The sequence below is a fragment of the Blastococcus sp. SYSU DS0753 genome (assembly GCF_054051175.1).
In genome coordinates, this window is the sequence record NZ_JBJHAT010000005.1 from 13,935 (window position 1) to 25,970 (window position 12,036).

Annotated in this window: 9 protein-coding genes and 1 tRNA gene; 6 read left to right on the top strand and 4 right to left on the bottom strand. The window is 74.2% G+C overall.

Features of this window, described 5'->3' with window-relative positions; genetic code table 11:
- Positions 1 to 253: 253 nt before the first annotated feature.
- Positions 254 to 1,054: an ANTAR domain-containing protein gene (locus ACI799_RS06120; RefSeq protein WP_456587562.1), complete on the bottom strand. Its 801-nt coding sequence runs from the start codon at positions 1,052 to 1,054 to the stop codon at positions 254 to 256.
- Positions 1,055 to 1,447: 393 nt separating this feature from the next.
- On the opposite strand from ACI799_RS06120, the gene ACI799_RS06125 reads away from it, so the two are divergent.
- Positions 1,448 to 2,170, top strand: a complete 723-nt coding sequence (locus ACI799_RS06125; RefSeq protein ID WP_456612625.1) for a Crp/Fnr family transcriptional regulator — start codon at positions 1,448 to 1,450, stop codon at positions 2,168 to 2,170.
- Positions 2,171 to 2,308: 138 nt separating this feature from the next.
- Here ACI799_RS06125 and ACI799_RS06130 read toward each other — a convergent pair.
- Together ACI799_RS06130 and orn are read right to left on the bottom strand one after the other, a co-directional pair.
- Positions 2,309 to 2,384 (bottom strand) — tRNA-His (locus ACI799_RS06130).
- Between the two features lie 87 nt (positions 2,385 to 2,471).
- Complete coding sequence (gene orn / locus ACI799_RS06135) at positions 2,472 to 3,119, bottom strand: oligoribonuclease (protein WP_456587732.1); 648 nt, start codon at positions 3,117 to 3,119, stop codon at positions 2,472 to 2,474.
- A gap of 154 nt (positions 3,120 to 3,273) precedes the next feature.
- Here orn and ACI799_RS06140 point away from each other — a divergent pair, with 154 nt between their 5' ends.
- Positions 3,274 to 4,455, top strand: a complete 1,182-nt coding sequence (locus ACI799_RS06140; RefSeq protein ID WP_456612626.1) for a hypothetical protein — start codon at positions 3,274 to 3,276, stop codon at positions 4,453 to 4,455.
- 85 nt (positions 4,456 to 4,540) lie between these two features.
- The gene (locus tag ACI799_RS06145) at positions 4,541 to 6,412 is read left to right on the top strand and encodes a hypothetical protein (protein ID WP_456612627.1); all 1,872 of its coding nucleotides are present in this window, start codon (positions 4,541 to 4,543) and stop codon (positions 6,410 to 6,412) included.
- A gap of 22 nt (positions 6,413 to 6,434) precedes the next feature.
- On the opposite strand, the gene ACI799_RS06150 is transcribed toward ACI799_RS06145, so the two are convergent.
- Positions 6,435 to 7,061, bottom strand: a complete 627-nt coding sequence (locus ACI799_RS06150; protein ID WP_456612628.1) for an SACE_7040 family transcriptional regulator — start codon at positions 7,059 to 7,061, stop codon at positions 6,435 to 6,437.
- A gap of 90 nt (positions 7,062 to 7,151) precedes the next feature.
- Between ACI799_RS06150 and ACI799_RS06155 the strand changes: the two genes are divergently transcribed.
- From ACI799_RS06155 to ACI799_RS06165, 3 genes are all read left to right on the top strand, one after another.
- Complete coding sequence (locus tag ACI799_RS06155) at positions 7,152 to 8,765, top strand: carboxyl transferase domain-containing protein (RefSeq protein WP_456612629.1); 1,614 nt, start codon at positions 7,152 to 7,154, stop codon at positions 8,763 to 8,765.
- Between the two features lie 106 nt (positions 8,766 to 8,871).
- On the top strand, positions 8,872 to 10,869 hold the full coding sequence (locus tag ACI799_RS06160; protein WP_456612630.1) for an ATP-binding protein: 1,998 nt from the start codon (positions 8,872 to 8,874) through the stop codon (positions 10,867 to 10,869).
- Positions 10,869 to 12,023, top strand: coding sequence for an acyl-CoA dehydrogenase family protein (locus tag ACI799_RS06165; RefSeq protein WP_456612631.1), 1,155 nt, complete (start codon positions 10,869 to 10,871; stop codon positions 12,021 to 12,023). The genes ACI799_RS06160 and ACI799_RS06165 overlap by 1 nt, the downstream gene beginning before the upstream one ends.
- The last annotated feature ends 13 nt before the right edge of the window (positions 12,024 to 12,036 follow it).

Below are 12,036 nucleotides of genomic sequence, written 5' to 3' on the forward strand. Positions count from 1 at the left end.
CCGCCGTCGCTCGGTGGGTGTGCATTTACTGACCGGACGGTCAGTCCGGTGCGGGACGGTAGCTCAATGTGCTCTGGGCCACAATGGGGTCGTCCTCGTTCCCGACCGTTCGGTCAGGTGGGGGAGGTTGCGCGGCGGACAGGCGACCACCGGCCGAGTCGCCGACGGTCGTGGGTGGCCACGGCCGGGCACCTGCTCGGCACGGTCCTCGCCATGCCGTCAGCGGTGACGTTCCCCGGTGCAGTGGGATCGGTCATCGGTGTTCCCGTCCGGCGGTGGATGTCGGAGCTGCGTGCGGCAGGCGGTGGGCGACGTGCCGGCCGGCTGGGGTGGGATCAGGGGTGAGCTCGCCGGTGAGCACGAGCTGCTCGGCCAGGTCGCGGACCTTGCGGTTGGTGTGCATCGAGGCGTCGGCCAGCAGTCGGAAGGCCTGGTCCGGGGTGAGCTTGTGCCGCTCCATCAAGATGCCCTTGGCCTGCTCGATGGCCGCCCGGGACTCCAGCGCCGCCCGCATGTTCTCCGCCTGGTCGCGGGCGTCCTGCAGGGCCTCGATGTTGGTCAGCACCACGCCGGCGTAGGCAGCGAACTCAGCCAGGGCCTGCCGGTGCTCTCCGGTGAAGGCGCCGGCGGCCGGGGAGTACACGTTCACGCACGCGGCCAGCTGCGTGGCGGGCGCCGGTACCGAGAGGGAGCTCAGGGCGCCGTGGCGGAGGAAGGTCGCCACGTAGTCCGGCCACCGGTCCTCGGTGCGGCCGTCGGTGATCTCGATGAACTGGCCGCTCAGGGCGGCGTCCATGCAGGGGCCGTACCCCTGCCCGTACTGCGTCTCGTCCAGCCGCAGCGCCAGCTCCCCGGTGAAGGCCGCGGTCGTGGGCCGCCGGTTGCGCACCACCGTGATCGAGGCCTGCGCACCGGCCGGCATCAGGCTCGTCACCAGTCCGACGGCGCGCTCCAGCACCGACTGGCGGTCCTCCTCCGCCAGCACCAGCCGAGCGAGCTCGTCCACCGCCTTCCGGGGCCCCGGCGGGATGGGCCTGGCCACGGGATCGGTCACCGGCGTCGTCCCCCTGCTCTGGTCGCCGCGGACGAGTTGCACGAACGGCCGACGGCACACCGGAGCCGCTGTCAGCCCGGTGGGCTCCGACGGTGGTCGCCCGGGCCCACCCGACGGCCGCCCGGAGCCGCGGTGGGTCTCGAGCGATCCAGCTGTCACCACTGGGCGCACTCGTCGGTGGCCGGGCAGGTCCGGTGGCTGAATGCACGCTATCGGACATTGCCGCGGAGGAGCAGCCGATCGGCGCCGATCCGCTGACGGGCTCTCGTGTGCCAGGATGAGGACGCCCCGCACGTAGGAGCAGCCTCCGCCTGAGTACGCAGACCTGGACGTGGGATCACCTCATCCCGTCGAAGGTCCGGCCCAGGCAGCACCGCACGGAGGAGCCCGCTCGTGGCCACCGACCCCGCCGCCGCACGCCGCAACGCGGTCCTGGGCGGCATGGACGAACAGGCGCTCGCCCCCCTGCTGCCCGATCTGCACCAGACCCCGCTGACGCTGGGGCAGGTGCTGCACGAGCCCGGCGAGCCGGTCACCGCCGTCTACTTCCCGCTCGTGGGTGTCGTCTCCGTCGTCGCGGACGTCGGCGACGACGAGCTGGTGGAGACCGCCACCATCGGCCAGGAGGGCATGGTCGGCCTGTCGGCGTTCCTCGGCGCCGACGGCGGCGCCCCGACCGAGCGCGCCCTGGTGCAGGTGGCTGGGGATGCGCTGACCATGAGCGCCGAGGACCTCCACCGGCACACCGCCGACGTCGACGGCCCGCTGGCGGCCCGACTCCGCCGCGTCACGCAGGCGATGTTCACCCAGCTCGCCCGCAACGCCGCCTGCAACCGGGTGCACACAGTGCGCCAGCGGGCCGCCCGGTGGCTGCTGATGACCGCCGACCGGATGGACCGACCCACCTTCGAACTCACCCAGCACTTCCTCGCCCAGATGCTCGCGGTGCGGCGGACCTCGGTCAGCGAGGCGGCGCGGTCACTGGCCGAGGACGGCTGCATCACCTACACCCGCGGCGCGATCACCATCGTCGACCGGCCGCGGCTGCGTGCCCACGCCTGCGACTGCTACGGGGCCATCCGCCGCGCCACCGACGTGGCGCTGGCGGGGCGGTGAGGCGGAAGGCTCCAGCGGGCCCTGGCGCCGCGCCACGCACGCAGGAAGACCCCTGTCGCGCCGGTACCGGAGGGGTGGCCCGCACGAGCCGGAACGGGCGGAGGCCCCGGTCAGTCGCCTGACCAGGGCCTCCACCGCTGGGGTGAGTGACGGGGCTCGAACCCGCGACACCCAGGATCACAACCTGGTGCTCTACCAGCTGAGCTACACCCACCGTGCATCCGTCCGGGCGCGACGGCCCGGGGGAACGCGCCAACGATACCGGAGCCCCCGCGGCGGCCCGCCGGGGGAGTCGCCGTCGTCAGGCGGCGCCGGCGTCTCCCGCCGACAGCAGCTCGGCGAACGAGCCGATGACCTCGTCGGCGGCCTGCTTGGCCTGCTCGCCGCTGGGCCCGGGTGCGGCCACGAACAGCGTCCGCCGGTAGTACGCCAGCTCCCGTACCGACTCGATGATGTCGGCCAGTGCCCGGTGGGCCAGCCCCTTGGGCGGCTGCGCGAAGTAGACGCGGGGGAACCAGCGGCGGGCCAGCTCCTTCACCGAGGAGACGTCGACCATCCGGTAGTGCAGGTGGTCGTCGAGCTCGGGCATGTCCCGGGCGAGGAAACCACGGTCGGTCCCGATCGAGTTGCCGCACAGCGGGGCGGTGCGCCGGTCGGGGACGAACCGCTTCACGTAGGCCAGGATCTGCTGCTCGGCCTCGGCCAGGGTGAGCGTGGCGGCGCGGACGGCGTCGGTCAGCCCCGACTTCGCGTGCATCTCGGCCACGAAGTCGGTCATGCCGTCGAGGTCGGCGTCGTCGGCGGCGATGATGAGGTCCAGGCCCGGGTCGAGGACGTTCAGCTCGGAGTCGGTGATCAGCACCGCGACCTCGATCAGCTTGTCCTTGGTGAGGTCCAGCCCGGTCATCTCGCAGTCGATCCAGACCAGGTGCCCGCCGTTCTCCGCCACGTCGTCCGACAGTACGCACCGCGCGCCCCGGCCGCCCCGATCACCCCTCGTGTCCACGCGCATCCCAGCCGCCGCGGACGCGCGATCGGAAGGCTCGGAAACGGCGCTGATCACCGTTAGGGTCGCCCGAACGCCCGCCGTCAGAAAGATCCCCGTGTCCTCTGCACCCGCTCCCGTCGCCACGCCCGTGCCACTGGCGCCGGGCACGCTCCGCGCCGGCCTGGCCCACCCGATCGCCCTGCTCCGGTGGTTGTGGACGGCGTACGTGACCCCCGGTCGGCCCGGGCGGCCCACCACCCAGACCGAGCTGCGCTGGGTCTACACCGCGTGGCTGGCGGCCTTCCTGCTGAAGATGCTGGGGTCGTCCTGGGACGTCTCCTGGCACTTCATGTGGCTGCGTGACGACCTGGCCCCGCCGCACCTGCTCAACACGGTGGGCACCGTCGTCGTCGTCGTGCTGGTGCTGTTCCACAGCTACAGCGGGTACGGCGTGGACCGGCGTGCGCTGCGGCTGATGCAGGTGGGCACCGCCACGTTCCTCGTCGCTGTCCCGGTCGACATCGTCAACCACCGGATCAACGGGCTGGACATCACCAGCTGGAGCCCCAGCCACGCGCTCCTGTACCTGGGGACGGCGATCATGCTGGCCGGCGCGCTGCGCGGGTGGTGGCTGTACGCGGCGCCGGGGCGCACCCGCGACCTCGTCTCGCTGGGCCTGTGGCTGTTCTTCGTCGAGAACGTGGTCTTCCCCAACCAGCACCAGGAGTACGGGGTGCTGTCGCTGGAGGCCTACGACGCCGGCCGGACGACGGCCGAGCCGCAGCTGCTGGACTTCGCCGCCTCGCAGGGCCAGTCGCCGGCCATGTTCATGCTCCCGGTGCCGTCGTGGGTGCACCCGGCGTGGCTGATCTGCGCCGGCCTGCTGGCGCTCGTGGTGGCCCGCCGGGTCGTCGCGCTGCGCTGGACGGCGACGGTGATCGCCGTCGTCTACCTCGGCTACCGCGGCGTCATGTGGCTCGGGCTGGTGGCGACGGGCTTCCCGCCGTCGGTGCTCCCGGTGGTGCTCGTCGTGGGCGCGCTGCTCGTCGACGTCGCCGCCGATCGCCGGGTCCCCGGCTGGGTGGCGGGTCCGGCGGTCGCCGCGGCGGTCTACGCCGTCGCCTTCCCGCTGGAGTCGCTGGGCCTGCTCCCGCCCTGGAACTGGTGGTCGGCGCTGCCGGTGGCCGTCGCGTTCGGCGCGTTGTGGGCGGCGGTCGACGTGCTGGCCGCCAGCACCTGGCTGGCGCGGTGGCGCGTCCCGGACGAGCCGGCGGCCGCCGAACCCGTCCCCGCCTGAACCCGCCGGGCCACGCCGAGCGCGACGGGAGAGGTCGCGGCGATGACGTAGCGTCGGTGGCGGCTGCCCCGCGGGGTCGCCGTCGGTGCCCCGCGCCGGGACCCAGCCGACGGATCTCCTGACCGCAGAACCCGACCGCCCGGAGGACGACGTGCTGGTCCTGACCCCGGCGCCGCTGGAGACGGCGGGCGAGCGCGCGTTCTTCGGGGAGCTCGAGCGGTGGGGCACCGGTGGTTCCGTGCGGGCGGCCGTGGTGGCCTCCCTGCCGCTGGTGGACGAGCCGCTGGGCCGCCGGCAGTCCGACGCGGTGCTGCTGGTGCCCGAGGGTCTCGCCGTCATCCGCGTGGTCGAGGTCCCCCGGCAGTCCGGTGTGGTGACGGCGAAGCCCGAAGGCCCGTGGACGATCGCCGCCCCGGGGGACGGGCCCGAGCAGGTGCTGCACCAGGCCGGGGGCGGCTCGACGCCGCTCGACGGGCTCATGCGAGCGGGCATGGACACCGCGGTGAAGCTGCGGCGCGCCGGCCTGCAGCCCGGGCGGATCGCGCGTCTCACCGTCCTGGTCGGCGAGATCACCGGGCTGGTCCCGGCCGACGGCGACCTGGGCGAGGGCGACCTGGTGGCCACGCTGGACCCCCGCTCCCTCCTGCTCGCGTTCGCCCGCGCCGCACGGCACGCCGGGGTCGACAACCCCCGGCTGTGGACCACCGCCGACGTGCGGGCGGCCCTCGCGGCGCTGGAGCTGCCCGGCCGGGGGCCCACGGTCGAGGAGCTCAACGGCGAGGCCTTCCCGTACTCGCCGTACGTCCTCCGCCGCCCCGAGCTGCTGACCCCGGCCGCGATGGCCGCCTCCCCGGCGATCACCCCGCCGGGCACGCCCGACAGGGAGCCGCGCGACGGCGCCGCCGGCGCGGCGTACGACGGCGATCCGCTGAGCGCCACCGCCGTGGCCCGCGCGGTCGCCGCCTCGGTGGCCTCCGCGCACGCCGCCGCAGTGGCGGCGGCGGCGCCCACGGGCTCCGCGCCGGGCGTCGCCGTGCAGCGGGACACCGTCGAGGTGGGGGGCGCGCCGGCACCGCCGCGTGCCGCCGGGCTCGTCGGCGCCGCGGACGGCGACGCGGGACGCACCGAGCGCGAGGACGACGTCGCGGGACGCACCGTGCCCGAGGACGACGACGCGGCCACCCCGCCCGGGCCCCGCACGGCGGTGCTCCCGGCCGCGCCCCGGGCCGCGGAGCCGCCAGTGCCCCGGGCCGCGGAGCCGCCCGGGCGCCCGCCGCTGTCCCCGGCGTGGGGTGCCACCGCATCCGGTCGGGGCGAGGCGCGGGCGCCGGGCGACCGCCGGCGGGCCGCTGCGCTGATCGCGGCGGTGGTGGCCCTGGTGGCCGTCTGCGCGATCGCCGCCCTGCTGCTCGGCGGCGACGGCTCCGGGGGCGAGGGCGCCGCGGGCGACGACGGGTCGCCGTCCGACGCCGTCGCGGCGGGTCCCACGATCGGCGAGGTGCGGGAGGTGAACGGCACCGCCTACACGGTGGAGGCCGTGCAGGTGGACGACACCTGCGCCGGGCACGCCTACGGGGAGGTGGCCGGCTTCTTCGCCGCGACCGACTGCACCGGGCTCTCCCGGGCGCTCTACTCGGCCGAGGTCGGCGGCGCCCCGGTGGTGGTCTCGGTGTCGCGGGTCGCCATGTCCGACCCCGCCGCGGCCCGGGAGCTGCGTGCTCTCACCGACCGCGACGGCAGCGGCAACGTCAACGACCTGCTGCGCGAGGGGGTCACCTACGACGGCGGCCCGGTAGGGCTGCGGTCGGCGGAGTACGCCAGCGCGGTGTCGGGGTCGACCGTCACCGTGGTCGAGAGCGCGTGGGCCGGTGCGCCGGGGCCGGGTGGTGCGGCGGCGGTGGACAAGGTGGCCTCGGACGGGCTCGCGCTGCCGGTGCCACCTCTCCCGGAGGGCTGAGGTCCTTCCCGGCGCCCGCACCTCAGGTGGTGGCCGCCGCCCAGGCCATCGCGTTGAGGAGTTCGGCCATCGCGGGGCGGGTCAGCCGGCCGGCGCTGTGCGGGGTGGAGTTGATCAGCCCGAAGACGGCGTGCGCGCGGGCCCGGCAGGCGGCCGCCTCGGCGCCCGGGTGCACCCGCGCCAGCACGGCCACCCACACCTCGACGTACCGGCGCTGCAGCCGGCGCACCTGCGCGGCCTCGGCCTCGGGCAGGGAGCCGAGGTCCCGGTCGTGCACGACGATCAGCGCCGGGTTGTCCAGCGCGAAGTCGACCTGGAAGTCGATGAGCGCACGCAGCTGGGCGGCGGGGTCGCTGCCCGCGGCCGCCACCCGGTCGCGGCCGCCGTCGGCGAGGCGCGCGCTGATGCGCAGCAGCATCTCGGCGAGCATCGCGTCCTTGCTGGCGAAGTGCCGGTAGATCGCCGGCCCGGTCACCCCGACGGCCGCGCCGACGTCGTCCACCCCCACCGCGCGGGACCCGCGTTCGGCGAACAGCCGGGCGGCCGCCTGCAGGATTTGCTCCCGCCGGGACGGGCGGGCGGCATCGGCATGCATGGCGGCGTCCTGCGCGCGGGCGCCCGCGCCCAGATCCGTGCCGGCCGACGTCATGCGACGGATGCTAGCCCCGCCGGTGAACATCGGTTAACCCCACGACGAGTGGGCTGGACCTCACCGTGAACCGTGGTTAACCTCTGCCCCGTGGACGCACCGGTGCTCTCCCACGCCCTGTCGGCCGACCCGGCGGGCGCTGCCCGCAACGCCGCGGCGCACGCGGAGCTCGTCGCCGATCTGGCCGGCCAGCTGCGCGCGGTGGGTCTCGGCGGCGGCGAGCGGGCCCGCGAGCGGCACTCCGCTCGCGGAAAGCTGCTGCCCCGCGAGCGGGTCGACGCGCTGCTCGACCCGGGGAGCCCCTTCCTCGAGCTGTCGCCGCTGGCCGCGCACGGCCTCTACGGCGGCGAGGCGCCGGCGGCGGGGATCATCACGGGTATCGGCCGCGTCTCCGGCCGCGAGTGCGTCGTCGTCGCCAACGACGCCACTGTCAAGGGCGGCACCTACTACCCGATGACGGTGAAGAAGCACCTGCGCGCCCAGGAGGTGGCGCTGCACAACCGGCTGCCGTGCATCTACCTGGTCGACTCCGGCGGCGCCTTCCTCCCGATGCAGGACGAGGTCTTCCCCGACCGCGAGCACTTCGGCCGGATCTTCTACAACCAGGCGAACCTCTCCAAGGCCGGCATCGCCCAGATCGCGGCGGTGATGGGCTCCTGCACCGCCGGGGGCGCGTACGTGCCCGCGATGAGCGACGAGGCGGTGATCGTCCGCGAGCAGGGCACGATCTTCCTGGGCGGCCCGCCGCTGGTGAAGGCCGCGACCGGCGAGGTGGTCACCGCCGAGGAGCTCGGCGGGGGAGACCTGCACAGCCGGGTCAGCGGGGTCACCGACCACCTGGCCGACGACGACGCGCACGCCCTGCAGATCGTCCGGCAGATCGTGTCCACCCTCGGGCCGCGGGAGCCCCGGCCGTGGGACCTGGAGCCGGTCGAGGAGCCGCAGCACCCGCCGGAGTCGATCTACGAGGTGGTGCCGCCGGATCCGCGCACCCCCTACGACGTCCGCGAGGTCATCGCCCGGCTGGTCGACGGCAGCCGGTTCGCCGAGTTCAAGCCGCTCTACGGGCAGACGCTGGTCACCGGCTTCGCCCGGCTGCACGGGCACCCCGTCGGGATCGTCGCCAACAACGGCGTGCTCTTCGCCGAGTCGGCACTCAAGGGCGCGCACTTCATCGAGCTGTGCGACCGCCGGAAGATCCCGCTGCTGTTCCTGCAGAACATCACCGGCTTCATGGTCGGCCGCGACTACGAGGCCGGCGGCATCGCCAAGCACGGCGCCAAGATGGTCACCGCCGTCGCCTGCGCCCGGGTGCCGAAGCTGACCGTGGTCATCGGCGGCTCGTTCGGAGCCGGCAACTACTCGATGTGCGGCCGGGCGTACTCGCCCCGCTTCCTGTTCACCTGGCCCAACGCCCGCATCTCGGTGATGGGCGGGGAGCAGGCGGCGTCGGTGCTGGCGACGGTCCGCCGGGACGGCATCGAGGCCCGCGGGGAGGAGTGGCCGGCCGAGGAGGAGGAGGCGTTCAAGGCGCCGATCCGCGACCAGTACGAGTCCCAGGGCCACCCCTACTACGCCACGGCGCGGCTCTGGGACGACGGCGTCATCGACCCCGCCCAGACCCGCACCGTGCTCGGCCTCGCCCTGTCCGCCTGCGCCAACGCGCCGCTCGAGGACGTCGGCTACGGCGTCTTCCGGATGTGACCGGCGTGAACCCCGGCACCGAGTCCCCCTGGTTCGGCGGCGCTCGTCCGCTGAGTGCACACGCACTCACTGTCAGAGCGTCGGCGAGGGAGCAGTGAGGCGAGGCATGTTCGACACCGTCCTGGTCGCGAACCGCGGCGAGATCGCCGTCCGGGTCATCCGCACCCTGCGGGAGATGGGCATCCGGTCGGTCGCCGTCTACAGCGACGCCGATGCCGGGGCGCTGCACACCCGCGTGGCCGACGTCGCCGTGCACATCGGGCCGGCTCCTGCGGCGCAGAGCTACCTGTCGGTCGAGCGGGTGCTGCAGGCCGCGGCCGCCACCGGCGCCCAGGCGATCCACCCCGGTTACGGCTTCCTGTCGGAGAACGTGGAGTTCGCCCGCGCGTGCGAGAAGGCGGGGATCGTCTTCATCGGCCCGCCGGTAGCCGCGATCGAGGCCATGGGCGACAAGATCCGCGCCAAGCAGACGGTCATGGCCGCCGGGGTCCCGGTCGTGCCGGGCCGCACGGAGCCCGGGATGACCGACGCCGAGGTCGCCGACGCCGCCGTCGCCGTCGGCTTCCCGGTGCTGCTCAAGCCGAGCGCGGGCGGTGGCGGCAAGGGCATGCGGGTCGTCCGCTCCGCCGACGAGCTGTCCGACGCGATCGCCGGGGCGCGCCGCGAGGCGAGGAGCTCCTTCGGCGACGACACCCTGCTCGTGGAGCGCTACGTCGGCAACTCGCGGCACATCGAGGTGCAGGTGCTGGGGGACGCCCACGGGAACGTCATCCACCTCGGCGAGCGCGAGTGCTCGCTCCAGCGCCGGCACCAGAAGGTGATCGAGGAGGCGCCGTCGCCGCTGCTGGACACCGGCATGCGCGCCACCATGGGCCGGGCGGCGGTCGAGGCGGCGAAGGCCGTCGGGTACACCGGCGCCGGCACGGTCGAGTTCATCGTCGACGCCGACCGGCCGCGCGATTTCTTCTTCCTCGAGATGAACACCCGGCTGCAGGTCGAGCACCCCGTCACCGAGTGCGTCACCGGCCTGGACCTCGTCGAGCTGCAGGTGCGGGTGGCGGCGGGCGAGCGGTTGCCCGTGGACCAGGACGACGTCTCCCTCGACGGGCACGCGATCGAGGGGCGGCTCTACGCCGAGGACCCGGCGCGCGGCTTCCTCCCGCAGGCCGGCACGGTGCTGGGGCTGGTGGAGCCCGACGGCGCCGGCATCCGGGTGGACAGCTCGCTGGCCGTGGGCACGGTCGTCGGCACCGACTACGACCCGATGCTGGCCAAGGTCGTCGCCTGGGGCCCGGACCGGGAGACCGCCCGGGCCCGGCTCGTCGGCGCGCTCGGCCGCACCGCCGTCCTCGGGGTGACGACCAACGCCGCCTTCCTGCGGGCGCTGCTCACCGATGACGACGTCGTCGCCGGGACGCTCGACACCGGGCTGATCGAGCGGCGGGGTGACGCGCTGACCACCCCCGACCCGGTGCCGTTCATCGCCTACGCGGCGGCAGCCCTGGCGCTGCTCGTCGAGAGCGAGCCGACCAGCCCCGTCGTCGACCGGTGGGACGTGCCCGACGGCTGGCGGCTGGGCGAGCCCGCGTGGACCGTGCGCCGTCTGCAGGCCGCCGGCGGTGAGCCGGTCGAGGTGCGGCTGCGCGGCCGTTCGTCGGCCGCCGAGATCCAGGTGGCGGGGGGTGTGGTGCCGGCCCGGGCGATCCGGGACGGTGATCGGCTGACCGTGACCGTGGGCGACCAGACCGCCGGCTACGCCGTCGTGCACTCCGGCGGGACGGTGTGGCTGGCCGCCGACGGGCACGTGACGGCGCTGCGGGAGCACGAGCGGCTGTCGTCGTCGGCCGGGTCGGCCGGGGGCGACGGCGTCGTCACCTCGCCCATGCCGGGCACGGTGACGGTGGTGCGGGCCGCGGTCGGCGACGAGGTGGAGGCGGGCACCCCGCTGCTCGTCGTCGAGGCGATGAAGATGGAGCACGTGCTCACCGCCCCCATCGCGGGGACGGTGGCCGAGCTCGGAGTGACGGCGGGCCAGACGGTCGCGCTGGACGAGCGGCTGGCGCTGGTGACCCCGGTGGCCGGGCCCGAGCAGCAGGAGAACTGATGTTGGACTACCGGCTCAGCGACGAGACCGAAGCCCTGCGGACGACCGTGCGGGAGTTCGCCCGCGAGGTCATCGCCCCGCAGATCGGGGACTTCTACGAGCGGGACGAGTTCCCGACCGACATCGTGCGGCAGATGGGGGAGCTCGGGCTGTTCGGCCTGCCGTTCCCCGAGGAGTACGGCGGCGCGGGCGGCACCTACTTCGACCTCTGCGTGGCGCTGGAGGAGCTGGCCCGGGTGGACAGCTCCATGGCGATCACCGTGGAGGCGGGCGTCTCGCTCGGCGCCATGCCGATCTACCGGTTCGGCACCGAGGAGCAGAAGCGCGAGTGGCTGCCCCGGCTCTGCACCGGGGAGGCGCTGGGTGCGTTCGGCCTCACCGAGCCCGGCGGCGGCTCGGACGCCGGGGCCACCCGCACGACGGCTCGCCTGGAGGACGGGCACTGGGTGATCAACGGCTCGAAGGCCTTCATCACCAACTCCGGCACCGACCTGACGTCGCTGGTGACGGTGACCGCGGTGACCGGCACGAAGCCCGACGGCAAGAAGGAGATCTCGGCGATCATCGTGCCCTCGGGCACGCCGGGGTTCACCGTCGGGCAGCGGTACTCGAAGGTCGGCTGGAACGCCTCAGACACCCGGGAGCTCTCCTTCGACGACTGCCGGGTGCCCGAGGAGAACCTCGTCGGGCAGCGCGGCCGCGGCTACGCCCAGTTCCTCTCCATCCTCGACGAGGGCCGGATCGCGATCTCCGCGCTCTCGGTCGGGCTGGCCCAGGGGTGCGTGGACGAGTCGGTGAAGTACGCGGGGGAGCGGGAGGCGTTCGGGCAGCCGATCGGCCGCAACCAGGCGGTCCAGTTCATGATCGCCGACATGGAGGTGCGGGCCTCCACCGCGCGGCTGGCCTACTACCGGGCGGCGGAGAAGATGCTGCGCGGCGAGCCGTTCAAGCGCGAGGCCTCGATCGCGAAGCTGTACAGCTCCGAGGTGGCGATGGACAACGCCCGCTACGCGACCCAGGTGCACGGCGGGTACGGCTTCATGAACGAGTTCCCGGTGGGCCGGTTCTACCGCGACGCGAAGATCCTGGAGATCGGCGAGGGCACCAGCGAGGTGCAGCGGATGCTGATCGCCCGAGACCTCGGCGTCGGCTGATCCGACGCCGGAC